This is a genomic window from Bartonella sp. AP30XZML (assembly GCF_042195945.1).
Classification (GTDB): domain Bacteria; phylum Pseudomonadota; class Alphaproteobacteria; order Rhizobiales; family Rhizobiaceae; genus Bartonella.
Genome location: NZ_JBHIPJ010000055.1, coordinates 26,113 through 51,679 on the forward strand (window position 1 = coordinate 26,113; position 25,567 = coordinate 51,679).

Here is a 25,567-nt window from a genome sequence, read left to right on the forward strand (position 1 = left end):
TTTTAGGTGTGTGATATTAACACTCTTTCTTTTTTGCAAAGGTGCAGATAACGCTCCAAACAGTTTTCGTTTATGAGCTCTTCTCATGAAGAAGGAAGGTTTTATCTATTCTTAGCAGGCCATAGCAAATGCTTGGGAACGATGCATTGTGCATATTTGTGCTCGTTGATGTACTTCTTTGGTTTGCTTAATAATTTCTGTAATTTGCCTAGCTTTACTTTCTGATACACCAATGCTTTGAGCTAGTGTTTCATACTCATTATTTTGGACTGCTTTATGTTCATTTGGTGAGAGACGGGTGTTGATCTTTTTTACAAAGTTGCTGAGCTCTTTTTGACATAAAGGATTTTTTGCTAAAGCTTCTTGCTGTAATTCTTTTGGCAAGGCGAAGAGGTTTTGCAAGCTTTGACTTGGCATTTCTACCATTTTTGCAAGGCGACTTTGTTCTGTTGCATGTTCTTGCGTAATTTCCTTTTCAGCATATTTTACAGCATGCGTGAAATTTGCAACGGCAGTACAGAGCATCTCAAGATGATTTTTAGCGTTTGCGCGTGCCTGATTTTGTAGTCCACATAAACTGAAACCTGCAAGATGAGAAATAGAGTACGGTGCTCTTTCAATCTGGTTGGCGAGCTGCTGGCCTAAGCTTGGATTTTTGATGATCTCTACTATCTGTTTGTCTAATATTTTTTCGTTACCATAAACAATTTTTGCCAATTTCTGGATCTGTTTTAAGCTTGTGTGTACGCAAGAATCTTCAGCAATCATTTCGGCTTTTTCATTTTCTGTCAAAGGAGCTAATCTTTCTTGTGGAATGAGAATGCTTTCAAGCTCTTTTGTTTTTGGGACTGTAAAGGTAAATTTGTTACCGAGTTTTAATGTTTTGAGTTGTTCTTGTGTGAGATGCTCTTTATTACCGATGATATAAGCGCCTTTCACATTGAAAGCAAAGCTATCATAACCAGCACCCCTATAGGTGCCCGTGTAAGTTTCACCTTCTTTTGCAACCATAACAGGACGATCATTAACATTGCGCCCAAGTTCTTTCATGTTGCTCATGAATTCCTTTAAAAGAAGTATTTTATTGGGATTAGAGATATCTTCAAACAGATGTTGCATTGGTTCTAGATCACCATTTTCTGCTACAGCAACACTGGCGAGCATCATGCGTTCTTTTGTAATCAGTGAAAAATCAAGCTGATGCCCTGCTGCTTGAGCAAGCTTTTCAAAAAAGACCCGTTGTGTACGTCCATTTCCTTTTCTAAAAGGATGAAGTTGGTTAAGGGCGTTAAATAAGCTTATTGCTTCAGCGTTAAATTTCTCACGCGTTAAGCCTTGCAAATTATCTTTTTCGGCAAGCGTTTGATCTAATTTTTGTAAACCGTCTTGGATTTCATCACCGAGTGCAAAAGGATTTTCCCATCCTGTTCTTTTCATTTCGGGCATAGCGGCTATGGTGCCATCTTCAAATGTAAAGGGGAGATGGCGCAGATATCCAGCCCATTCAAAGGTATTTTTAAATAAGTGGTGATGAATAGAGCATAGATAGGAGCTATCAAACTTTTCTGGTAAGGGGGCTTCACGCAGATTAACCATTGCTTCTGCTGTATCATGTGAGCATTTCTCCAGAAAGGATTTTAAGTCTTTTATTCCATATTTATTTTTGAGTGTTGTGGTGTTTGGGTAGACATAATGATGGGGAGAAACTGTCTGTATATTTTTTGTCTTTGCTTTTGCTTTTGGCATTGTAGCTTCCTTATAATTTTACGTTGTCCATAAGAGTGTTAAATTCCTCGAGTGAAATATTCCCCTTTGCGTATTCTTCTAAAATTTTGAGTGTTGTAGGATGAAGCGCTATTCCCTCTATCGCATGGGTGCTGATGGCTGCTTCAACGGCTTCACGGCGTTTTTTTAATTCTTCTTCTGTCATCGATAAAAGATTTTCTCTATTTTCTGTTTCGTTGGTTTTCATGCATTTTTTCTCTTATTTGCAATCGTTGCTTTAAAAGAGCCTTTGGCAGCCGGTGTGATCTTCTTTTACTCACCTCCAAAGATGTTTCGTTGTTTGAAGGGATCGTAATAAATTTCTGTGACCTTAAATTTTCCTTCAATCCGTTTGCATTGGATGATGATATCAATCATTGAAATCAACAGTCCTCGAATATCATCACGCTCTAAATCACCACCGCCTTCACTTTCTTTGACCAAAAGGGTCATCTGCTCAAAGGCTGCAAGTGCTGTTGATGCGTGAACCGTCGTAATGGAACCTGGATGGCCTGAATTGACATTGCGGATATAATAAAAGGCTGTACCATCTCGAAGTTCTTGCAAAAGAATACGATCAGGACGCATCCGTAAAGATGATTCAAGTAACTCTTTGGGGCCAACGGAGGCTAAGCCTTGTCCATCTTTTGAATAGAACATTGAGACATGGTTAGGGTGTGGTATCACCAATTCTTGCGTGTCTTCAATGGTGATAATACGCTCTTCTTGAGGGATTTTGGCGATTAATGCTTTTGATAATGTTGTTTTACCCGAACCGGTTTTTCCCGCAATTAAAATATTTTTCTGGCATTCTACAGCTTGATTTAAAAAAGAGACAAAGTCTTTATTACAGTAGGCATTGGCTAATTTATGCTCGATGATTTTGAGTTCGTTAAAACGAGAATGATAGTCATTCAAGGGTGTGAAAGAGACTTGCTCACAGAGCGAGAAGAGGCCTTTCTTGGCGAGCTCTTCGAGAGAAAAACTCTGCGATGACGGTTTGCGAATTGTCATACTAATCGTGTCTTTTTCGACAGCGGGTGGAATGACAATTTGAATACGCTCATTGCCTGGTAGCGTTGCAGATAATATTGGGTTTTTGTCCGATATGTTTTGCTTGGAATAGGATGCTACAACTTTCGCAATCCCCATAAGCTCATTAAAAGAGAGCCCCGGTGCTTCTATTGTTTTCCATCCATCAAATCCTTCAGTCATGACTTGATAGGGACGATTGATAACAATTTCAAAGAGTCTCTCATCTTTCAAAAAAGCACTGATGGGTTCAAGTTTTGTGAGAACAATCGCAACGGTTTCATCGCTCATGGTATGTAAGTTTGAGTTCATTCTAAAGTTACCGCCGAATTTTTGTAAAAGTTTCTTGAAACAGCTCGATTGATAATCTGTTTTTTGTTTTCGATGACTTTCAATTTATAAACGCTGGAAAAATCTAAATCGCGGGCGACAAAGATATTCACCATTTCCCCTTGGTTTTTGGATAATGTTGGAGGAATATTGGCGTAATTTTCTACGAGAATGTTTGCGATGTTTTGTCCTGAAGAAATTGTTTCAGTTTCTTCTTTTTCCTGTTTTTTTGATAAACGTTTATTGGCATAGTGTGTTGCATCTTTTATTAGTGAGACAAGAAGCGCAGACCCAATCCTCTCGAGCCAATGGTTATCAATATCTCCATCCATACCAGAACGCCCTAAAGCATCCGTTGCCGGTGAAGCTAAGGATATAATGATACCATTAGGGGTTTTTGCTCTATTCCATAGTACAAAGAGACGTGTTTGGCCTTTTTTCAATCCGGCGCGATATTCACCAACAATTTGGGTGCCTTTATCAAGAAGCACAACACGACCATTGTCTGATAAGATATCTCTGGAGATGATACAACTGGCAAAACCTTGTTGATCACTGTTGATGGCTGTTTCTAAAATACAAGGAATAGAAGTTCCCATCGCGATGATGTAGTTTCGATTGCCAAGGGTTGAAGCACGAATACCTTCAAGCACTGTGGGTTTGAGAAGATGATTAAAACGTTGTGTCGTTTCATCAGGTTTACTTTCAAGTTGGTGAGGCAAAGCACCATTATTTGTTTGTGAATCTATTTTGCCTTGTTGTGTACTTGCATAAGCTAATACAGGAGCACGTTGTGCTGCCTCCAGCAGTGAGTCATCAGAATTTAATTGATTGATGTTTGGTGTTGGTAGCTCGACTTTTGGTAATAGAGCGTTATTTCGTTGAGGCTGTTCAAAGGGGGGAGGGGTAGGCTTTGCAGGATGAAAAAGCTCTGTTTGTTTTATAACTTTTCCTTCTTTTGAGGATTCAATTGGTTGCTTTTTGTCTGTAACAAGTGTTGAATAGGCTAAATAAAGACAGACACTGAAAAGAATAATAAGAGCAATAGCTTTCCCCACATTGTTCTGTTGACTTTTCCCTTGAGCATTTTTTATTGTATCGCGATCATTAATGCTTTTTTCATCCACGGTGTTATTCATGGCTGCTTCCTAGGTTCACTTTACGTTGTACAGATGGTGATGTCGTACCTGTTTCAGGATTAATTCCTTTTGGTACGAAACTTTTGTTAAAGATGCACAATACTTCATTCCCACGTCGTAGCGTGAATTGTGCAGCTGTTGCATGAACAATAACCTTGTTGCCTTTAATCGATTTGGGAATAAGCGCTTCTTGCCCATCAGGCGATACAATGTAAATGGCAGGGATTTCAATGTTGCCTAAAAAGGTAAAGGTTGTTGTTTTCCCATTATCATAGACAGAAGCAGGTTCAATAAGAGATGAGCCTTGAGCTTCATAAGCCCAATTGCGTGGTCCAAAATCTTCATGGATATTTAAAATATCATTGACAAAGTTTTCTTCACGTTGTTTTTCTTTTTCTGCTTCGGCTAATTTCTTACGTAAGGCTTCATCTTCTGGATAACGAAACTTTACCAAGAAATACGTCTCATTGCCGGCTGAAACATCGCCTTCACGGACTTGTAGCTCGAATTGATAAGAGCGTTGTGTTCCATCTTGGCGGCTTGTGACAATTTGTAAATTTGTCACAGGCTGAACTTCACGTGGTTTGAGAAAAACAAAGTGTCCAGCCGGTGCAACTTGCCAAGCAACCGAATTTCCAATTCCTACATAGGTTACTTCTTCATCAACGGCAAATTCTAGTTGAACCGAAGAGCGAATGGAGCCAATGATTTGTACGACGTTGTAGGGGTCATAATTGACAAATCTGATGCGGTTATCTTTACGTGCACTGACAGGCGCTGTTTCCGCAAGTGAGAGAGCTGTGTGAAAGCTGACAGTGATCGTAAAAATTAAAGAGATTGTTTGTAAAAGTCTGATCATTTTATCACCTCTGGATCAGATCTATATTCCGATACTTGAAAACCAAGAGGGTTGATAAGACGATCAGACGTTGAAATGTGTGCGTTCACGTAGGAAAAATTTAAGATTGAAATCCAATGGGAAATATTTTCTTTTTCATTCAAGTCTCTGATCGTTTTATAGTAACGAACTTGGATAAGATCTTTACTTATAAAAGAGATTGATTTGATTGTGATCGTAGCAATCATGTTATGATAAATATTTTGCGGACTTTCTGGATTATTGCCCGCGTACCATTTTGCAAAACGGTTTTGTTCTTTTGGAGAAGATAAAAGAGAGACTAAGCGAAAATTGTTTTCTGCTTCTGATGCTTGAAAACCTTCACGAGCGCGAACGTATTGGCTGGCAAAATAACGCGTTATCGCTTCATCATAGTCGTTAGGGGATTCTTTTAGGGCGCTTACAGTATCAATAATGCCTGTTGAGTTATCAACGCGGATAACAAAAGGCTCTACCGTTTTCAACGGCGTCAAAGCTGCGACAGCTAAAGCCAGCGCAATTGTCATCAATCCAAAAAGCACTGTTAAAGCCATGGAGATTTTCATCCGCACGCGCATGCTATGCATGCGATCAATGTCAAATGAGCGCGCTTCTTTTATATATTCTTCAAGGGCATCACTTTTCACGCATAACCTCCACAGTTTTATCAGATCGTGCTTCATGAATAACCGGCTTTAATAAAGCTGAATTGGCTGTTATTTTTTCACTTTCCAAAGTATTGAGAATGATGGGAGTGGTAACAGGCTTTACGCTCTTTTCTGGGTAGACAATGTTTTTATTGTCCCAATTCCACTTATCTTTATTTAAAGCACGTGTATGTTTGCCATTACAGCGTGGTGGTTTTTTAGGGACACTCAAAGAGGCACAACCAGTAAGAGCGATTGTTAGGACCATAACAAAAGTTATTTTTCGTTTCATTTTTTGAACTCACAAATATCTTGGAATACAATGCATGAGAGCCTTTGTTCTGAACATTTTTACAAGTTTATGTGATGCAAGATTTTGATTGGTTTTGTTGTTAGACCCAAGATGTTAGATCTTATTTGGAACAGGATCATGGCGTGTGCGCCAAAGGGCGCACACAAGGCAAAAACAAAAATGCTTATTCTTTTAAAGAGGTGATTTATCTTAAAATCGACCACGACCGCCTCCAGATTTACCTGCTTTTGCTGCTGCCCCTGCCGCACTTCTAACAGCGTTACCGGCAGCTCCTGAGATTTGTGAAGTGGCACTTTTTACTGCATTGCCACTCGCTCTTGCACCATTGGAAAGCATTGTAAAAATCTGTCCTCCTGAAGAGACACCAGCGTTAAAGTATGGTCCGCCAGAGGCCAGCGCTGTTGCAATACCAGGAAGCGCACGGAAGATAATAACTCCTATGATCGAAATGACGATGACAGGGGGAAAAAGAACGTAAATTGATTCATATGAAACTTTGAGAACCTGTAGGATAACTTGACATATAATGGTTCCAAGCATGATTACGAGAACTTGTAAAATGGTAAAATTGATCAAAGTTGTAATCCATGCATCGGAGTATTTTCGCGTTGCATTGAACAAATACAAACTAATAAATAGAGGACCAAGACCTATAATCATGACGAGTGCAACTTGTGCAAACATTTGCACAATAAAACCACCTATACAAAAAAGAATAACCGCGAGAAGCATGATAGAACCAAGAAGACCTACAATGATCTTTTCAAAAAACCAAGCATTGTATAAGACTTCTTGATAACGCGAACTTGCCTTTAACAAAATATAATCAAAAACATTGGAGCTTGCAGGATTACTGTTAAGCGCATTCCCAATAGCATTGGATAAATCATTGAAGAAAATATCCTTGACATAAGTATTAAATGTATCCGCATTCGTTGCCATTGTTGTAACAACAACGATTTTAACAACATTATTGAGAAGACTATGCATGGAAAGGGCAACGCGACCTGTCATAACATTATAGCCATAAAGAAAGATAAAAATGATTGCGGCGAGATTTAAGGGCGCTGAAATAGCAGAAGACAGCCCACTCACCGTTGTGTCCATCACATTATCGAGGGGTTTTAAAATATACCCAGAAACGCTTTCAAAGGGAGAAAAACTAAAGTCTGACATTTGTACTCGTACTTTCAAGTTTTTCTTTTAATTTCTTTTCTTTTTCTTTTAATTGTGCCTCAAGATATTTATGCTTTTGTTGTTCCTTTTCTTCACGTAGCTCATCTTTTGTTTTCGTATCTCTTGCTTGAATCATATCAAGAGACTGAAGTTTTAAAGAACTTACTTGAAGACCTGCTTGAAGAAGAGAAAGTTTTACTTGAATCTCTTGTCGAAGGGCTTGCAATTCTTCTGGTTTTGTTTCTGGTTTTGATTTAATATTTTCAAGTTCTTGACTTATGTCTTTAATTTTTTTTGCAGTATCAGTTGCACTTTTATAAATGCTTTCAGCTGTTTCAGATTTTGCAGTATTTAATTTTTGTGTGTTCTCGAGTGCTTGTTTATAATATTCATCTACATCGGGTGTTGTTTGCGCTATTGCATGAGAAATAAAAGAAAAAGATAACAGTGTAACTAAGCCATATTTTTTCATTGATTTTTTCTCCTTTGATAAAATATGGGCAGCCATTTGTCAGGGGCAGCTCCATATTCGTTGATAATTTCATTCATGAGTTCAATGTTTTTTGTTGTGCCGCTTAAAACGGCGATCTCATCATTCATTCCACGTAAGTTAAGTTCTGCAACGACGGAACTTTGTCCTTGTTTGATGAGAAAACGACGGGATTCTCTGCTTAACTCTGATTGGATCAGTTCAAATTCACGCTCAGTAAGTTTGAAAGCTTCGACATAATCATTGTAATTTGCTTTTTGATTTGGAAAAAATATTTGGGTGGGGCATTGCTCAATGATTGTGTGCGCGATTGTTGAGTTCAAAGCATCTTTAGGACTTTGTGTTGCAAAGAGCATCATGCCATTTTGTTTACGAATTGTTTTTAGCCGATCTTGCGCAAAAGCTTTAAATGAATCATCTTCTAAAGCTTTCCAGAATTCATCAACGACGATAATGATGCGCCGCCCATCAATCAAATCAAGAATGCGGTGAAAGAGATACATCATTAAGGGGCGTCGAATTTCTTCATTATCTAAGAAATCGGTCATGTCATAGCCAATGAACTGCGCATTTAAATTGAGATCATCTTGGTCATTATCAAAAACCCATCCTAAATCATTGCCTCTAATCCAGCGTTGCAGCCGTATGGCAATCCCTTCTTTGGATGTGTTGTCAAAAAACAGTTGAAGGGCACCAAGAGAGCGCTGGGTTGGGGGTAAGTTTTCTAAGGAATCGATGGCTTTGGCGATATCTTGTCGCTCTTCTTCCGTTACGATTTGCCCTTCAGCGGTTACCAGCTTTAAGATCCAATTACGAAGAAATATTTTATTTTTTTCGGTGTATTCCATGCCCTTTAAGGGAGCAATACCCGTGGGTTGCCCATTTTTTAAAGGTTTGTATTTCCCTCCTCCAGCCCGTACAAAAATCTCTGCTCCTTGATCTTTATCAAAAAAAACCATTGTTGGATTGTGTTTTTGTAATTGTGCAAGAAGAAAATTAACAATCACTGTTTTACCAGATCCTGATGGACCACAAACAAATGTGTTTCCAAGATCGCCATAATGAAAATTAAAATAGTAAGGTGAACCAGCCTGTGTTTTTAGCAATGCGACAGCAGCTCCCCAAACATTATCGTTCAGTTTGCCAACAGGGAAAGAATGGAAGGGCGATAAAGCGGCAAAATTTCTGCTGGTAATGGCGCCTGAACGCGCACGATAGCTAAAGTTTCCAGGAAGTTGTGCCCACCATGCTGCTTCCAATCCTAAATCTTCTCTGGCAATCACGGCTCCTCCATTGGTTAAATGGGAACGTGCTTTTGATAAGTTTTCAGACAATATTTTAGGATGATCAGCAAAAACAGCTAAAGAAATGTGGTGTTCTCCCAAAACAAAACGGTTTGATTCTAAATCATCTAGCGCTTCATCCAGTGCATCGATTTGTGAGCTAGCACGGTCAGCTGCATTGATCATTTGATTTTGTTTGCGGCTCATAATCGCACTGGCGGCTGCCTTACTTTTAAAAACAAAGGATTGTGTTAAGATGAATTCAAATGGCACCGTAAGCAGACCATCAGTCATACCTGGGCGTGTTTTAGAAGGATACTCTTTCCATCCAAACATGCCCACAAAGCGTTCATTGCTTTCATGGCGAATTTCGATAATTTCTTTCCCAAAAATAACACGATCCGAGTAAATTGTTGAAGCAATAGTTCCAAATGTGAGAGGAATACGCTCACGTCTTCCCCCCACTAGCTGGTGGAGAAATTCACTTTGTTCGGCAAATAAAAGTCCTTCATGTTCATAGATTGATAGTAGACGGACTTCATACTCTTCCAAACCTTGCATAAGATCTTGACTTAACTCTTCGAGTTTACGAATAGCTTCCTCATCGGGCTCAGATTGTGTTTTCTTGGCTTTGCTCAAGCGCTGAAAAAATGAAACCAGCTTTTCTGTTTTATCCGCGGCCGGATTCCAAAGCAGTGAAATAAATAGATCATTTCTATACAGTTCTTGCGAAACCATTTTCTTTTTATATTTTTCATCTAATGTTGTTGCAAAAGATGAAAGAAAATGACCTTCTGGGTATATCGTTTCACGGCGGCGGATGATGTGAGAATATAAAGCAAGCCGTTCGTCTGCGATATTTTTAAAAAGGGTGTTTAATTGGTTGTGTAAAGAATTTAATTGATCAATATCCGCAGTGTCAAAATTTATACCCTCAACAGCCATCACAACCATTAAACAGCGTGAATTTAAAGCAACGACATGTTGGTTGATGTAGCGTATATAGGGAATATATTCTTCAGGCAAAGTTTCCCGTTTCATTATTGACATCTGTTTCACCAGTTTCGTTCCTTCAGCTTAGTTCCTTATAAGTGCGGATAAGGCGTAAAGGGGAGGTTGAACCTCCTCCCCATCTGTTGAGGTTTTTTTGTTTTCCTCGGGTATTGAGCCATGCAAATAATACGCGAAATTGGTTGTGATCGTACTTTGTCACTTCTCGCAAAATAAAGTGCATCCCAATCCCAAGACCAAACATGGTAAAATCACTGGTTAAAATGAAAAGAATGGATGTTGCCATGACATTAAGCGCCATCGCTTCCATTGTAACACCAGCAAACATGGCCGGGCGCGTACAGGCAAGGAAAAGAGTATCTTCGTTCATTTATGTTGTGCCCGCTAATTTAGTGACGAGAGCAGGGGCACCAAAAACAATAGCAATCCCCAGAACACAGTAAGCTGCTTTGCGTAAATCAATAAAGCCGTACATCCAGCCAATCCCCACAGCAGCAACACATATAATTGCAATGAGCCTTGCCGTTGGACCCGTCATCATTGTGACAATGTTGCCTAAAACACCATCAAGATTTCCCAGACCACCTCCACCAGTAGTAGAAGCAGCATAAGAAAGATCAGATACAAAAACTGCCGTAAAAAGCAGCATGGTCACGATAAAAATGATGTTTTGGAATCTATTATCTGTCATTTTACCTCTCTTTAACAAATAATATTTGTTCATATGTCGACATTCCATTGCCTCTAACAAACTAAAGAGTGCTGTCATTTGATGACAGTTTAATTCTTCTCGTTTGTTTGCTTTAAAAGCCTTGATCGTGGATCTGTTCACTCTCAAGCTCTTCTTCGTAAAGAGACAGAAGTCTTTTCAAATTCAGATTGTGTTACATGAAAATGGCAATTTTAAGTTGTGTATATTGGTAAAAATAACAATATTAAAATAATGAAAGAAAGAATATCATTCTTTACAAAATGTAGTTAATCTGCAACACTTATATTTGGATTTTTTCTTTAAAAACAAGGGGATTGCTGATCAATAATCTGACATGATAGGAAAAAAACGAATTTTTTGAGCGAGCGTGTTAAGAGATGCTATTTAAATTGATTGTTATTATTTACATTATGGGGGCGACAGTGTGGGGATTAAGCCAATATAAAGATAAAATGGATTTCAGCATTCTTAAAACATTTGAGACGCAAGATATCCAAGATATTGTCGATCTCTATCGAGAAGAAAAAAAGTTGGGTAGATCTATCACCAAACAGCAATTAGAAAAAAATGAACCAGCTCTCGATTTGCAGAAGAGTGTTTCATTAAATGATGTTGCAAATAATGCTGTTGTTTTTCATGGTAAGGCTTCTGTTACAAGTGGGGTTACATTTAAATTACTGACGCCTGCTGCACAATCTTGGCGCTCACATATCTCCCGTGATATTCATCTTTATGGTGTGGACACATGTGCACCCCGTCAAAAAGCAAGATTAAATGATCAAGAATGGCCCTGTGGTGCGGTTACAACGGCTTGGCTTGTCACCAAAACACTTGGGCAGGATTTATCCTGTAAACAGGCTTTGATGCACAATGGTGTTTATTATGCGCAATGTTTTGTTCAAGGGGTTGATTTAGCTGAGGCAGGTCTTACAGAAGGTATGTTGGTACTCTCAAAAGAGGGGAAAAATCCTATTCCAGCCCAGTATCATCATGCGGAAGAAAAAGCACGTGGCAACAAGATTGGTCTTTGGTCGAGTGATTTCACTGAACCTTTAAAATGGCAGCGAGATAATGGATCCTATAATCCCTTTGCTAGTCCATGATTGGTTTTAATGAACATATTTACTTAAATTTTTATAGAGAAAACTTTATCAATAAAATTGTACCAAATCGTAGAGCAAATTTGAATAAACGGTGAGATTATTTTCGTTTATGAAGTAAATGGATGGTACTTCCCTTTTCAAGGGAGGGTTGCTTTCAAAATCGCTTCTCTATTTTTACTTATGTGTTTTATAAAAGCGGGAAAATGTCATTGTTGGTGGCAAAGCATTTTTGAGTATTTGTGTTTGAAGGAGAAAGTGAGGCGATAAAAAACGCTCAAGAAACGGATTTCTAGAGCGGTGTTGATAAAAGTAAAAAATGAACAGCCCCAAAAATGGTGTAACGTTTAATATAATGGATAGAATCTTTCACAATGCCTTAAAAGAATTCATAGCAAAAGTTTTTTCATCAGAATTTTGTCTTCAGGATTGGATCACGTTTTTTACTTCTTTAAAAGTGATCAATCTGTTGCCTTCCTTGAAAAGCTTTCATAATTATCTGCTTTTAAATTCAGACTTCCAAATGATGGATGGATTTCAAATAGACTCTACACGAAGAAATCTTCGTAAAAATGATTTGCATTGCTGATTGTTTTCTATATATCACAAAACGTTTCTATTTAGGCCTTCGATGGGGAACAATAATCAACATATAAATAGGTAAAAAGAGCTCATACTTTTTTGTTATGGCTTTGTGGTTTAATGATCGTGAGACTTAAGTCTTATAATGCTCATAGGCTTTCTATAGGGCTAGGGGCGATGCCTATTGCAATGTAACTATTTGAAATCAGTTGAACAAAAGCATTAATGCGCCTTCTGATTTCATCATTTGTATTCAGTTTGGGCTCTTTCCCTTCTTATTGTATTTTATGACAAACTCATACGATGGCTATTGTGAGCTCTTCTTGCGTTACTTTACTCAGAGTGTTCACTTTGAAAGCAAGCAAGTGGATAGTGAGGTTGTATTCTCATACAGTGTGAAAATTCAACCCTCATTTGGGGGATAATATTAACAGATAAGGTATTTAAAGAGGGATAAAATGAAAAAAAATTATTTTATTATGCATGGCTCTATTATTCGTCTTGGGGTGTGAAAAAAAACTATAGCGTAGAAGATTGAAAAAAAGATGCAAAATTAAGAGAAGAATGGGGAACGAAGTGTTTTCTTTCAGGACAATTTGTTAAGGAATCTAAAAATTGTCAAAATGTCTTACAAGCAGATACTGAAATGTTTTTCTCGCCAAAGCTTGATGCTCTAGACCGTGGTCATGTATTTTAATAAATATATATTACTCAACAGTAAAGTGTGATATAAAAATTCTAAAATAAAGAAGTTACGGCTCAACGAATGCTCGCTTCTTCAATTGTTATAGCGGAATTTTTTATCATTTTTCATCTTTTAGATGAGCTCCCCAAATCATATTCGCAATCCTATTGTTTGTTTCAACTTTATCAGATTGAGGATTATAATCATGAGAGAATTGGATAGCATTGTCTTATAGAAATATCTCTCAAGGTATCCAAGCCTATTTTGCGACGCTGTTCGTAAAGGGTATAAGGGTAAATCCATTGAGCCCCCCATCTTTACGCTTATGAAGAAGCAAGCCGGCGCCATCATTATATTTGCCAGCCCCCAATGTTGCGACAGATCTTGCATTAAGACGGTTCATAAGAGCCATTTTTTAATCCTTTCTTATACAAATTTGATCCACACATTCATCCCGCTTTTGACGTGCAAGGGAATGATTTTGATTGATTCAAGATAAGCAGGTTTGAAATGAGAGAATCTTACGTTATTCGAGCCTCTCAATCAACATACAAAACAGTGAATTATCATTATAAATCAATGTTTGCCTTATGATAGAGTTGGTGTAGCATTGAGATTTTAGAGGAAAAATATGCCTTTAAGACTTTATAACAGATACTAAGTCTTTAATAGCAGGTATATTAAATGTACATCATTTAAAATAAATAGAGCGTCCATAGAGAAAAGGGGGCCGCTCTTTAAATACGGATAAATACTTATTCTGTTGTGCTGTAAAACGCTATTGTTTGCGGGTGTGGTGATATAAGACATAAAACTTTATACATGGGGTGTTTTGATAAGAGAGTGTGATGAATATTCAAGGGAGGGCTTGTTTATATAATTTTGTGAAAGGAACCATATGAAATGGGAATCTGAGAAGGAGCTATTTTTGAGAAGGCGGATCGTTTATCAACCGGTTTGAGGAGGGGGGCATCCTTTTGGGGTGTGGGGAGAAAGACAAGAATAGGGTGTGTAGCACTTTATAGCTATGCTTTTAAAGCGTTTTAATTTTAATCACAAATTAAGTTTAAAATCGCTTTCTGCTTGACAGATGTGAGGACTCTAAAACTTTTTAAAAGCAAATATTCCTCTTTGCTCGAGGCGATTTCATCATAATGGTACGGGGTGTTGTCTTTTTTGATGATATCAGTGTAAAAAAAGGCAAGTGGAACATTCAAAATATCGGAAATTTCCTTTAAACGTCCTGCGCTCACGCGATTTAAGCCTTTTTCATATTTCTGGATTTGTTGGAAAGTGACACCTAAATGATGCCCTAATGTTTTTTGAGACATTTTTAGCACTTTTCGCCTAAAGCGAATTTTTTTGCCTACAAAAAGATCAATATTAAGATTTTGAGCTTGCATTTTCCCCCTCCAGGTGCGAGCGCCCTCGCATTGGTATTCCGGGAGCTTGAAAACACTGAACCCTAGTCAGCATTTTGCTTTTAGTGCTTGGAGCACCTGGACATAGCAAAATCTCCCGGAATTCCGGGATACCCACATAGTGGGTTTATTTTTACGCTAGGGTTTCGGGTTTTCAAGACCCCTTTTGATCGTTGCGTATGCGATCAAAACATTTTTCGATTCATAAAGTAATTTTAGGAGATTGGCAATAAAAATAGTTTTTCTTGAGACGGATAGATTTTTTTAAATAGGAGGTTGTTTGCCTTTCAAAGTTTTAAGGATTGCTTACTCAACTCATGACATCAGATATGCATTTTACGAAGGTAAAGCTTGGTTTTTAAGCTCAAGTCACCGCTTACGGTGCTGTCCTTAACCAATAATCAAAATGACTTGTTTTGATGCGTCTGAGATATCATGATGATAGGGGAAAGCTTTTATGAGTAAAGAGCCCTCATGCAAAATAAACTCAAAACATTATAGATCTTATTGTTGTATGTTCACATGTTTGTTTTAGAAGATATTTCTCAATGTTAGCGCCTATTTTACAATGGTGCTTCGTAAAGTATGTAGCGTAAAAGCCTCTATGAATGGGATAAAAGCTATATTGCTATCTTTACTGAAAAAAAGATGCTCGGACGGCACATACTCTCTGCCAGTTCAAAATATTACGACAGTTTTTGCCTTGAAAGGGAGCATAAGAGCTATTTTTTCTTTCTTCACGTGTTTTTATCTGTACGCTCTCTGCTTATAATGTGTAAGCGAAAAGGTTTTGATTGATTCAATATAAACAAATTTGAAATGAGAAAATATATTGGGCTTTCTCATGATGCATGTTTTTAAGAGGGGGATACGTTTATTTTCTCAGTGAAGAATTTGAGTATTTTAGATAAAAAACTCTATCAACGTCGTTGTTGTTAGAATTAAAATTTTTATGAGAAAAATGAGCATTGGGGAATGATAAGCTTTTGCTATCAAGCATTTTAGAATTTTGCACAACTTAATGATAACTTAGTTATTTTATCATTTCTTATGATCTCTATAGACGATAAAAAGTTGGGATATGGTTTGAGAAAGCAGATGACACAAGTATTATCTTTCGGTAAGTAGTTTTGAAGTAAAAGACAGCTTTAAATGACAAATAGAGATAGGTGCTCCATGAATGAACTTACCCATATTGAGACTATTATAGCGCATTATGATGCTGTTTTTTGTGATGTGTGGGGTGTTGTGCATAACGGTGTACATGCATTTGAACCAGCGTTGAAGGCGTTGTATAAAATCCGACAAATGGGAAAAACTGTCATTTTATTAACCAATTCTCCTCGGCTACGGGAAGATGTTGCTGCTCAATTACAAAGCATGAATGTTCATAGCGACTATTATGATGCCATTATCACTTCAGGGGATGTAACGCGCGATCTTATTCAGACTGCTCCACGTAAAGTTTTTTTCATTGGTTCACAACGTGATTTGGTGCTGTTTGAAGGGTTAGAGTGTGAATTTGTTGAAGAATGGGAGGCTTCTGTTGTCGTCTGTAGCGGTTTTCTTGAAGATTTTGACGAAGAACCCTCTGCTTATGAGGAGATGTTTCGTCGCATGCGGTCGCGGAATTTACCTTTTATTTGTGCGAACCCAGATGTGATTGTCCATTATGGAAATAAAGAATTTTGGTGCGCTGGTGCATTGGCTCGTCTTTATCAACAATTAGGGGGGGAAGTGCGCATTGCTGGAAAACCTCACGCGCCTATTTATGAATGTGCCTTTGAAAAACTTCAAAAAATACGGGGAACAGTAGAAAAAAGTAAAGTTTTAGCTATTGGTGATGGTCTTTTAACGGATATTAAGGGGGCGGCTCACTTTGGTCTTGATGCCCTTTATATTATGGGGGGGATTCATCATTATGATTATACGCAAAAGGGTGAGGTTGATAAGCAAGCTTTGCATTCTTTTCTTGAACATCATGGTTATAAACCACAAGCAATCATGTGGGCACTTCAGTAATGACTAATTTTTTGCGTCTTCAGGGAATTCATATGTTTCCCTCGGCTTGGCGGGAAGCAGTGTTGGCACTTGGAAATTTTGATGGTGTTCATTGTGGGCATCAGGTGGTGTTGCAAAAAGCACTTGATTTCGCGCGTATAAAAAAGAAACCATCTGTTGTTTTAACGTTTGAACCCCATCCAAGAAGTTTTTTTCAACATTCAGCTCCTGTCTATCGTTTGACAGAGGCAGCTGAAAAAGCTGAAATTTTTAAAACCCTTGGTTTTGACGGCGTGATTGAACAGCCCTTTGATGCACAGTTTGCCGCTCTTTCAGCGGACGAATTTATTAAGTCGTTTTTAAAGGAAGTTTTTGATGTTTCAGTTGTGGTGACAGGCGAAAATTTTCAATTTGGTCATCAGAAAAGTGGAAATGTACATCTTCTTTGCCAAAGGGGAGAGAAATATGGATTTGAGGTTGTGCAAGTTCCTTGCGTTGCTCGTCCTCAAGAGTCACAATCTTTGATCATTTCCTCGAGTTTTATTCGGCAACTTCTCTCACAAGGGGAAGTGGACAAAGCAGCCCATTTGTTAGGGTATCACTATCGGATACGCTCCAATATTATTCAAGGTGAAAAACTTGGACGTCTTTTGGGATTTCCTACCGCTAATCAAATGTTGCCTCCCCAAGTTCGTTTGGCTCATGGTGTTTATGCGGTACGTTTGCGTCGTGCGAACGGTGTTTTGTATGATGGTGTTGCAAGCTTTGGTTGTCGTCCAACGGTTGTTAAGGATGGGGCGCCCCTTTTGGAAACCTATTTGTTTGACTTTAACGACGACCTTTATGGGGAAAGCTGTATCGTTTCTTTTTTCCAGTTTTTGCGAGGACAAGAAAAATTTGATGGGCTTGAACCTTTGATTGCGCAAATGCATCGTGATGAAAAAAAAGCAAAAGAAGTTTTAAAGACAGTACAACCATTATCAACGTTGGATAGGCTGCTTACTTTTAAAAATATGTCCTAAACTGATCTGAAAAAGAGAGAAGAGCTGTAAAAATAGCACTTAAAGTGATTATAATCACAAAGATATATTCCAAAACATCGTGGAATATATGTTTTTTCCGTTGTTGAGAGGGAGAATCGAATATCTGAAGATCTGATTTTGGCATCATTTTTTTCAAAGTTAACTTTATGGTTTTTGTTGTCATTCAAAACTTTACTGCTTGTTTCTTTCTGATCCGTTAAAACTCGTCATAAAAGATGCAGTAAAGAATAAGCAACCAGCCTATTTAGCAATAATAGACGTGAAGAAGGAGAAAGGCTGTTTTTAAAATTTCTTGCGATTTTAAGCTTATAGTTTGATAAAATTTAATTGATGACTTTTTTTATTTTAAAAGGTTATTGTTTCTTTTTTCTAATTTGGCTTATTATGTCATTTATGCCGTATCATCGTTTATGATGAGAGTTGGTTCGTGTAACCTTACGCATGTGATATTTTGTATTATGTAATGAATATTTTTAAAAAAGTTTTGTTTGTCGAGTCTTGTGAAGAAGATCAGTGGTTAGCAGCAGTTTTCGTGCTAACCAATCACGTAAACGAGAATGAAGCTGCTGGAAAATGCTTTAAGTTTCGTTTCTCTTGTATATTGTGATGGGGAATGCATATTAAGGAGACTGCGATTGATTGTAGATAAAAGAAATCATTGCGAGAAAGCAGGTGTATTGTTTCAAAATTTCTAATGCTTTTGATGGATAAAGGCACAATTTTGTTGTCGTAACACGTCAATCTTTCAGATTTTCAAGTTAAAAACTATCCATATATTTCCTTTGTCTTTCACAAATGTAACGCCCATAATGAAAAGGAAAGACAGTCTTGTAAGGATATGAAAACACAAAGCCAATAATGTTTTGTTGTTTTTTGATAGAAATATTGGATAAAAGTTAGAACATCTTTCCAATCTATGTTCGGTCTATTCATGACTTTATGGTGTTGTTTTTCTCATAAAACTTTTTGTTTAGCGATTCTCAATGCGAGCAGTATGTTTGAGATAAGGATTAAGGCGCTTTAGTCCTCTCTCTACTGTTACAGCTTTTGTATACCAGATGGGGAGAGTCTATTGCTATATTCATTTGGATAATCTCTGAAACCGGTTTACAGCCTTATTGGGGAAAAATATGAAGTTATAAAGGGGAAAATCAGTCCAGATGACAGTCTTTTTTACATTCGGGTTTGCCACTTTCAAAAGGGTCCAGAGCAATATCTCTTAAATCATGAAAATAACAGCTTCAGGCTTTTGTTGTTCTTTGCATAGGATATCAGGTCCCACAGGTAAAATAAAATGCTGGAATATCCTTGTTTTGCTAATTTATGCACTTCTTTTAAAGAAATATCTCTCAACGCTTCTCATATTCATTTTCATGATGGCTCTCATGAATGGTATCTTGAAAGCTCCGTTGAGCGCTATCATCTTTATGCCTAATAAAAGAGCAATCCGACACCATCCGTTATATTGACAAGCCTTTAGTGTTGTACAGTCTAGGCTATTTGAGAGCGCTTATGAGAGTTTGCTCTTAACTCGTTTTATTTCACACGAATATTTCTTGCTTGTGACATGCAAGAAACACGCTTTTGATTGATTCACTATAAATAGGCTTGAGAGAATCTTACGGTATTAGGATTTATCACTCAACGTGCAAAATAATTAATTGTTATAAATCAATATGTCGCAGTTAATCATAGATTATGGCTTACTGCTTTTTTATAAAATACTCTGCATGCCTTTTATTCGGAATATGGGTTTTCTTAGTGGTTTTACTGTCGTTTTAGGTGTCTGTGGCGTATGAATGAGCTCGTATTGGTAAAGGAAGAGAAAAAGAAGGTGGAGCAGTGATAAAAAGTGAGGTGAAAATAATTTTCTTTGATCATCATATGAATTTTCATGCATTTTTATGGCTTCGGGTGTGCATGCTTGTTGTATATTGAGGAGCAAAGCTTGCTTGTAGAGTTTTATGAAGTGGCAAGCCAAAGGAAAGGCGCAAAACAAAGATTATTGACAGATTGTTTTTTACAAATCGATGCGTATTTAAGAATTTTCGTCTTTTAAGGTGCGTAGGAAATGTGCGAACCCTCTGTTTAAAGACGCGCTAAACGATAAAGATGCAGCGAGCGTGATCCGTGATGACAATAGGCAAGAAGAGGCAGAGAGGCTGTTTTTAAAATTGTTTGCATGGCTTCAACAGCTGACTTTTCTATAGTTGGAGGAGAAATGGGAATGTGATAGGCTTTTATGCCATATTCATTTGCGACCGTTTTAATGCTAGAAAAGTCAGGTTGATGGAGCTCTTCGTGATCGGGGCGGTTACAGATAATTGTTTTAAAACTAGCTTGTGCCAATGTTTTGATATTTTCTATGCTAAGTTGGGTGCTGATAAAAATATCAGGTTCAATTTGTTGTAAATTCATTTTTGTTTATTCCCAATTGCACGATCTTCACGATACCCTCTGGTCTGGTATATAGAAAGAACATAATGAAGGTAAGTTTTTCACTGGCATCTTAACAAAAATATTCTTTTTGTCGAGAAAATCTATTTGAGAAAAATGAGCTGTAAGATGCAAAATATCTCATTCCGCAACATGTTCGTTATGCGATCTTATAAAAGACGGATGTTTGGTCTTTATGGATAATCTATAGTGTTTACTAAACATAGACATTTCATTGTGTTGTTTGTTTACGCGCTTGCTAGAGGTACCCTTATTTCTCTTAAGCCCATTTTACTCTGTCGAGCGTCAAAGAGTATAAAATTCATGGATCACCACCCTTTTTACGCTTATGAAGAAGGAAGTCGGTACCATTGTTATATTTGCCAACCTCCAATATTGTAATAGTTCTTGGTACTTGAGATTCTGCATAAGAAGCATTTTAAATCCTTTCTTGTACAGTTTTTACCCACACGCCAGCCCTGCTTGTACGTACAAGAGATATGATTTTGATTAATTTAATATAAGAGGCATGAAATGAGAGAATCTTCCTGATTTCGGCTCTCTCATTCAACGTGCAAAACAATGAATTCTCCTTATAGTTTGTTGTATATTCAGAGTGGAGCTTGTTTGTAGAGTTGCATTAAGTGGATTGCATGAAGGGAGAATCCCAAAAGGCCGGTGCAAAATAAGAAGCTGGATCATTTACAGCGCATTGTTTACAGATCGACATGGATTTAAGAATCTTCGTTTTAGGGTGGGGGGGAAGAAGAGCATGCCTCTTTTAAATTTATTTTGTTATTTTCAAGAATATCATCTTCATAATGTTTTGCTCATGTTAAAGAATATTATAAAAAATTGCGGGCTATTGTTATTTATCCTGAAAATGGGAGAAATGGTTATTTTGCACGTATTGGATGCTTGTTTCTTTTATTACTTTCAGTATAATCGTAAAAACGATAATACTGAAAGGCGTAATGGATGATCATTGGACTTTTGAATCAAAAGGGAGGTGTCGGAAAAACGACGTTGAGTGTTAATCTTGCTGCCAGTTTTGCACGTACTGGTACACGGGTATTGCTTATTGATGTTGACCCACAGGGAAGCGCATTGGATTGGGCTGCTGTACGTGAAGATGCTCCTTTGTTTTCAGTTATTGGTTTACCGCGTGCAACGGTTCACAAAGAGATTACACAGATTGGTCATGGTTATGATCATATTATTATCGATGGTCCTCCGCGTGTGACGGATCTTGCTCGTAGTGCTCTTATGGCTTCGGATTTGGTGCTTATCCCTGTTTTGCCTAGTCCCTATGATATTTGGGCAGCGGATGGAATTGTAAAGCTGATTGATGAAGCACGCGTTTATAAAGAGAATCTCAAATCTGCTTTTGTTATTAATCGTAAAATCGTCAATACAGCGATAGGGCGCGATGTGAACGAAGCTCTTGGCATATACCCTGTGCATGTTCTTTCTTCTAGTGTTGCGCAGCGCGTGATTTTTGCAGAAGCAGCAGCACAGGGGAAGGCCGTTTATGAAGTTGATAAGCAAGGACCCGCAGCGGCAGAGATTGAAGCGGTTGCAGCGGAAATCAAGGAGTTAGCACGATGAGTAAAAAAATTAAAATTGGCACAAAACCAACCAATAAATCAATTCCTTTAACAGCGGATGCATGGATAGGAAGCCACAAAGGGAGCATGAGTGGAGGTATGAAGCGCCTCACGATTGATATACCAGAAAGTTTGCATCGGTTGATTAAGGTCAGTTGTGCAAGTCGTGGAACTAAAATAGCTGATGAGGTCCGCGAATTGCTTTCACAAAAATACGGAAAAGTGTAAAAAATGATACGATAATTTCATTGGTTTGAGTGCTTTTTCTAGAGATGATATCGATTGTTTTTATACGAAGTTAATAATAAAAGTGCTCTTCTTTTTTCACGATGGTTGCTTCATTCAAGTTGTTTTTCATAAGGTTCTGTATCATCGCATGAAAGAGCTATGAGTTTGCGAAAAATTCTCCGTTTCAAACTTTTCCCTATAAATGTGATAATCATCATACTACTTGTGATCTTATCCGCTAGATGAGTAGATAAGTTTATTCTTCCATAAAAATTATCTTGATAATGATTTTAAACATCAGGTTATTTTTTTGTTTATTGTACTTAATACATGCGTAAATAATGTAATTAAGAGTAGCCTTGATTATTTTTTTCTGTTATGCAGCAATCCGTTTTATTAAATTATATTCATTGTTTATAAAGGGGGGGATAAAAATAAGTAAAATTTACTGATATTGACGCGCTATAATTTTTCCTAATAAACAAAAGAAGTCATTGAGTATATTATAGAAAATATTTCTTACATTTATATGATTTTATAGTCTTAAATATTTAATGCCAGTTGTAATGGTACGCAAGGCAATAGGCTTTTTTCTTCAATTGGAATGTATAAGATCGCTTTTTTAGCATTTCTATTGGCTTTTAAAAAGTACAGGGGGACTTAAAGCTTTCTTTCTTTTCCGGTGGTTTAGAAATGATAAGAGCGCAATTAGTTGATTAAAAGCTGTATTCTTTCGTTTGCAGAGAATTTGCAATGGATATAGGCATGACGAATTTTGGGTAAGATATCGTGCTGCTTCTCGTTACCAAAAGGTTCTTGAAGGAAAAGAAATGATTAAAAAGCTTTTTGAGAATGTCAAGATATCAGAATTTTTACTGAAGTTTTAACACTTCAAATACAAAGAGCTGCCGTGCAGATAATGTTACAAATGCAAGTCTGATAAATGAAAGAGGCTCTTATGATTTAACATGTTTGCGTTGGAAGTGTACGTATTTGCAAAGGAAAATTAGACGCAAGGTCACAATATAGGAGGGGATGTGAATCCAAAGATATTGTTAATAAAATATAAAACAAAGAGAGGGGTTAAATCATGAACAAGATCATTATAACAGCGCTACTGCTTTGCGTGGGACTTGCTGTTACTGGTTGTGAAAAAACTTATAGTGTAAAAGAATTTAAAACAAATGAAAAATTATACGAGGAATGAGCAAAGAAATGTGAGAAGGATGATTCACCGCTCAAATCCTCTCAAAATTGTAAAAACCTTCGACAAGCATATGTAGAACTTTTTTTAAGGCCCTAAATTGTGTCCTAAACTTTGTAAATTTGAAAAAAGGGGAATTTTATTGATGAATAAAGCCATTATTACAGCATTGCTGGTTTGTACTGGACTTGTCGTTGCTGGTTGTGAAAAAACTTATAGCGTATCGGAATTTAAGAAGGATCCCAAATTACTCGAGCAATGGGCAATGAAATGCATGATATCAGAGGATTTAGATTCTCAAAATTGTAAAAACGCAGATAAAGCGTATCGTGAAGTTCATGCCCGAGATTGGCCTGGTTCAAGCTTTGTACATGATGACGAGAAAAAAACTGAAGAGAAAAAGGAAGGGAATTAAATCATGAATAAAGTCATTATTACAGCATTACTGGTTTGTACTGGACTTGTTGTTGCTGGTTGCGAAAAAAACTAAATTTAAGAAAGATAAAACATTACTCGAAGAGTGGGCAAAAAAATGTGAAAAGCTGGATCAATCTTCTATGGAGAAATCTAAAAATTGCCAACATGCCAGACAAGCATATATGGAACTGATGTTTGGCATTAATTAAAAACATACAATTCAATAAATAAGGAATTGTTTAGTTCTTGATTCTATTACGTTTTTAGGCTCTCTCTAACTTTTAGAGAATCTTTTTATGGCTTCAAGAATTAGTCGTTTACGATCAGTACTCTTTGTGTAAACGGATGCTATACTGTCATTGTTAAGCCCAAAAGTGCTTTCAATTGTAGATAGTATTGCCTCCCAATGAGTTGTTATGTGTTACTGCTAATTTTTTAATGTTTTGGTTACATGTATTTAAAATATTGAGATTAAATCTATCTTTGGGGTGTTTTTTTTGCGTTTATCACAAATAAATGTTTCATCACACTAAGATCGTCTTTAAGTGTTGCGGCTAATTTCGGAAAAATTAGGAGGAAACATTTGTTTGGAAATTACTTTCTCTGTTTTAATAAAGAGAAAAACATTCTGAATAGAATTATTATCGTTTCATACTCAAATGTTTTTCTCAAACTATTTTTAAAAAATTTCTTTTGATTTGAGAATATTATAACATTAGTTAAGTTGTGAGACAGTTTTGCTAGGACGGTTTTGCCGGATGTGTGAGGAATTGAGCGCTCTCCACATCTTTTCATTTTTCTCCTCTCTCTTTTCTGAGTTTACAAGGGTTTTCCTTGTTATTTTTTTATCTTGATTGTGTCGTGATATTATCATGTTGAGCGGTGGAGCTCATATAAAACTTTACGTATGAGGTGTTTTTTGTTCTCGAGCGTGTGATGAATATTTTTCTAAATAACACTTTGATTTATAAAAATGATTTAATTATTTTATGCTGAATAAGGATCTCGAATATAGTAAGCTTCTCTTATTCCAAATCTGTTTTCGGTTGAATTAATTAAAACCATCTTCTTGCATGGTACAAGCGGGGAGAGCCGTGTAGATAAAAACTGTTGGAGAAAGAAGTAAAAATGCCTCTTATAAACGATCTCAAGTGCTAAAGGTTATTGCAACATTTGGGGCTGGAAAAGTGTGTGCTGCTGCTGGTTTATTCTCTCATAAGGGTAAAGATGGTGTTCAATGGATTTATCATAAGCTTCATGAAATATTATCCTTTAGGATTGTGAGATGCCCTGAAGGGGGAAGCAAAAGGAACTTACTCAATAAGGAGACAAATTATTTACAGATCGGATCTGGTAGAAAATTTCGTTTTTTAAGCTGGGGATGAAGTTGAGATTCAAGATAGCGTGAAAAGATGGACAATGATGGTTAAAAATGCATACAAAAAGCAGAGTTTACACCTCAAATAGTTGCAAGCGATGTTTGAAATTGGGTGTGTGGTTTATCTGTAGAATTAAAATTTTTCTTTGATCTTATGTGAAATTAAGATGCTTATTTGCACAGATTACAATAAGCCAAGAGAGTATGCTTAGTATATTTCTATTACGAGAACTAAAATAACAACAAAAGCATTGATGGTGATAATCAAGGTTGAATAAAGCATAGCGGCTTTTACGAGATCAGCCATAAAAACCTCTTTCTGTTCTTTTTGAGGTGATTTTATGAATAACAATATGTTACAATCTGTAATATATTGCTGATACAACATATTCGGCAAGCTTAAAATTGTTTCTTTTTTTATAAAAGCTTAAGGAGTTGGAGTATTGTGAATCCTAAAAAAAGAAAGCTTTAAAAGGACTATTGATTGATTTTGTAAGTTTTGTGTTGCTGGAAACTTTTTTATCCTGTTATGCTATAAAGCACTGTCATTTATAACGGTAATATAAGACATATACGTTTTCTTGGAACGTTTAAGTATTTTTTAGTGTACGATGAATATTCGTAGGTTTATTTGTTGAGCCTTTCGTTTAAGTGAATCAGATGAGGGGAAAGTCAAGAGAAGAGCGTTTGA

At 37.0% G+C, this 25,567-nt stretch carries 23 protein-coding genes and 1 pseudogene; 9 read left to right on the forward strand and 15 right to left on the reverse strand.

Annotated elements, in window-relative coordinates:
• Positions 1 to 111: 111 nt before the first annotated feature.
• The 12 genes from ACFIL2_RS04205 to ACFIL2_RS04260 form a co-directional block, all read right to left on the reverse strand.
• Positions 112 to 1,746, reverse strand: a complete 1,635-nt coding sequence (locus tag ACFIL2_RS04205; RefSeq protein WP_375681689.1) for a BID domain-containing T4SS effector — start codon at positions 1,744 to 1,746, stop codon at positions 112 to 114.
• Positions 1,747 to 1,756: 10 nt separating this feature from the next.
• Positions 1,757 to 1,972 (reverse strand): antitoxin VbhA family protein, encoded by a 216-nt coding sequence (locus tag ACFIL2_RS04210; RefSeq protein ID WP_375610603.1) that lies wholly within the window; start codon positions 1,970 to 1,972, stop codon positions 1,757 to 1,759.
• 65 nt (positions 1,973 to 2,037) lie between these two features.
• Positions 2,038 to 3,108, reverse strand: coding sequence for a P-type DNA transfer ATPase VirB11 (virB11, locus tag ACFIL2_RS04215; protein ID WP_375662381.1), 1,071 nt, complete (start codon positions 3,106 to 3,108; stop codon positions 2,038 to 2,040).
• On the reverse strand, positions 3,105 to 4,265 hold the full coding sequence (gene virB10, locus ACFIL2_RS04220) for a type IV secretion system protein VirB10 (RefSeq protein WP_375612191.1): 1,161 nt from the start codon (positions 4,263 to 4,265) through the stop codon (positions 3,105 to 3,107). The genes virB11 and virB10 overlap by 4 nt, the downstream gene beginning before the upstream one ends.
• On the reverse strand, positions 4,258 to 5,124 hold the full coding sequence (gene virB9 / locus ACFIL2_RS04225) for a P-type conjugative transfer protein VirB9 (protein ID WP_375681690.1): 867 nt from the start codon (positions 5,122 to 5,124) through the stop codon (positions 4,258 to 4,260). The genes virB10 and virB9 overlap by 8 nt, the downstream gene beginning before the upstream one ends.
• Positions 5,121 to 5,825, reverse strand: coding sequence for a virB8 family protein (locus ACFIL2_RS04230; RefSeq protein ID WP_375610599.1), 705 nt, complete (start codon positions 5,823 to 5,825; stop codon positions 5,121 to 5,123). The genes virB9 and ACFIL2_RS04230 overlap by 4 nt, the downstream gene beginning before the upstream one ends.
• Positions 5,779 to 6,081 (reverse strand): type IV secretion system protein VirB7, encoded by a 303-nt coding sequence (locus tag ACFIL2_RS04235; RefSeq protein WP_375634364.1) that lies wholly within the window; start codon positions 6,079 to 6,081, stop codon positions 5,779 to 5,781. The genes ACFIL2_RS04230 and ACFIL2_RS04235 overlap by 47 nt, the downstream gene beginning before the upstream one ends.
• Before the next feature lie 210 nt (positions 6,082 to 6,291).
• Positions 6,292 to 7,278 (reverse strand): type IV secretion system protein, encoded by a 987-nt coding sequence (locus ACFIL2_RS04240; RefSeq protein ID WP_375610597.1) that lies wholly within the window; start codon positions 7,276 to 7,278, stop codon positions 6,292 to 6,294.
• Positions 7,265 to 7,750 carry a type IV secretion system protein VirB5 gene (locus tag ACFIL2_RS04245; RefSeq protein ID WP_375634362.1) on the reverse strand — a complete coding sequence of 162 codons (486 nt, stop codon included), beginning with the start codon at positions 7,748 to 7,750 and terminating at the stop codon, positions 7,265 to 7,267. The genes ACFIL2_RS04240 and ACFIL2_RS04245 overlap by 14 nt, the downstream gene beginning before the upstream one ends.
• The gene (locus ACFIL2_RS04250) at positions 7,747 to 10,101 is read right to left on the reverse strand and encodes a VirB4 family type IV secretion/conjugal transfer ATPase (protein WP_375634398.1); all 2,355 of its coding nucleotides are present in this window, start codon (positions 10,099 to 10,101) and stop codon (positions 7,747 to 7,749) included. Before ACFIL2_RS04250 ends, ACFIL2_RS04245 begins: the two co-directional genes overlap by 4 nt.
• A gap of 22 nt (positions 10,102 to 10,123) precedes the next feature.
• A complete protein-coding gene (locus tag ACFIL2_RS04255) occupies positions 10,124 to 10,432 on the reverse strand; it encodes a type IV secretion system protein VirB3 (RefSeq protein ID WP_212112790.1) in 309 nt (102 codons plus the stop codon).
• Positions 10,433 to 10,753, reverse strand: coding sequence for a TrbC/VirB2 family protein (locus ACFIL2_RS04260; RefSeq protein WP_375634396.1), 321 nt, complete (start codon positions 10,751 to 10,753; stop codon positions 10,433 to 10,435). It abuts the gene before it with no gap.
• 398 nt (positions 10,754 to 11,151) lie between these two features.
• On the opposite strand from ACFIL2_RS04260, the gene ACFIL2_RS04265 reads away from it, so the two are divergent.
• Entirely contained in the window at positions 11,152 to 11,877 is a 726-nt protein-coding gene (locus ACFIL2_RS04265) for a hypothetical protein (RefSeq protein WP_375676823.1), read from the forward strand.
• Positions 11,878 to 13,365: 1,488 nt separating this feature from the next.
• Here ACFIL2_RS04265 and ACFIL2_RS04270 read toward each other — a convergent pair.
• Together ACFIL2_RS04270 and ACFIL2_RS04275 are read right to left on the reverse strand one after the other, a co-directional pair.
• Positions 13,366 to 13,553, reverse strand: a pseudogene (locus ACFIL2_RS04270) (integrase); the annotation flags it as partial.
• 637 nt (positions 13,554 to 14,190) lie between these two features.
• Complete coding sequence (locus tag ACFIL2_RS04275) at positions 14,191 to 14,544, reverse strand: helix-turn-helix domain-containing protein (RefSeq protein WP_375636854.1); 354 nt, start codon at positions 14,542 to 14,544, stop codon at positions 14,191 to 14,193.
• A 1,194-nt stretch (positions 14,545 to 15,738) separates the two neighbouring features.
• Between ACFIL2_RS04275 and ACFIL2_RS04280 the strand changes: the two genes are divergently transcribed.
• Together ACFIL2_RS04280 and ACFIL2_RS04285 are read left to right on the forward strand one after the other, a co-directional pair.
• Positions 15,739 to 16,584, forward strand: a complete 846-nt coding sequence (locus ACFIL2_RS04280) for a TIGR01459 family HAD-type hydrolase (protein ID WP_375680095.1) — start codon at positions 15,739 to 15,741, stop codon at positions 16,582 to 16,584.
• Entirely contained in the window at positions 16,584 to 17,585 is a 1,002-nt protein-coding gene (locus ACFIL2_RS04285; RefSeq protein WP_375680096.1) for a bifunctional riboflavin kinase/FAD synthetase, read from the forward strand. Before ACFIL2_RS04280 ends, ACFIL2_RS04285 begins: the two co-directional genes overlap by 1 nt.
• A 2,109-nt stretch (positions 17,586 to 19,694) precedes the next feature.
• Here the strand turns inward: ACFIL2_RS04285 and ACFIL2_RS04295 are convergent.
• On the reverse strand, positions 19,695 to 20,024 hold the full coding sequence (locus ACFIL2_RS04295; RefSeq protein ID WP_375680097.1) for a TIGR01244 family sulfur transferase: 330 nt from the start codon (positions 20,022 to 20,024) through the stop codon (positions 19,695 to 19,697).
• 996 nt (positions 20,025 to 21,020) lie between these two features.
• On the opposite strand from ACFIL2_RS04295, the gene parA reads away from it, so the two are divergent.
• From parA to ACFIL2_RS04325, 6 genes are all read left to right on the forward strand, one after another.
• Complete coding sequence (parA, locus tag ACFIL2_RS04300; RefSeq protein ID WP_375613562.1) at positions 21,021 to 21,650, forward strand: ParA family partition ATPase; 630 nt, start codon at positions 21,021 to 21,023, stop codon at positions 21,648 to 21,650.
• Complete coding sequence (locus ACFIL2_RS04305) at positions 21,647 to 21,877, forward strand: plasmid partition protein ParG (RefSeq protein WP_375613561.1); 231 nt, start codon at positions 21,647 to 21,649, stop codon at positions 21,875 to 21,877. Before parA ends, ACFIL2_RS04305 begins: the two co-directional genes overlap by 4 nt.
• A gap of 1,090 nt (positions 21,878 to 22,967) precedes the next feature.
• The gene (locus ACFIL2_RS04310; protein ID WP_375680098.1) at positions 22,968 to 23,084 is read left to right on the forward strand and encodes an EexN family lipoprotein; all 117 of its coding nucleotides are present in this window, start codon (positions 22,968 to 22,970) and stop codon (positions 23,082 to 23,084) included.
• 142 nt (positions 23,085 to 23,226) lie between these two features.
• Positions 23,227 to 23,496, forward strand: a complete 270-nt coding sequence (locus ACFIL2_RS04315; protein WP_375632897.1) for an EexN family lipoprotein — start codon at positions 23,227 to 23,229, stop codon at positions 23,494 to 23,496.
• A gap of 52 nt (positions 23,497 to 23,548) precedes the next feature.
• Positions 23,549 to 23,707 (forward strand): hypothetical protein, encoded by a 159-nt coding sequence (locus ACFIL2_RS04320; protein ID WP_375632885.1) that lies wholly within the window; start codon positions 23,549 to 23,551, stop codon positions 23,705 to 23,707.
• A gap of 942 nt (positions 23,708 to 24,649) precedes the next feature.
• A complete protein-coding gene (locus tag ACFIL2_RS04325; RefSeq protein WP_375680099.1) occupies positions 24,650 to 24,883 on the forward strand; it encodes a hypothetical protein in 234 nt (77 codons plus the stop codon).
• Positions 24,884 to 25,567 lie beyond the last annotated feature (684 nt).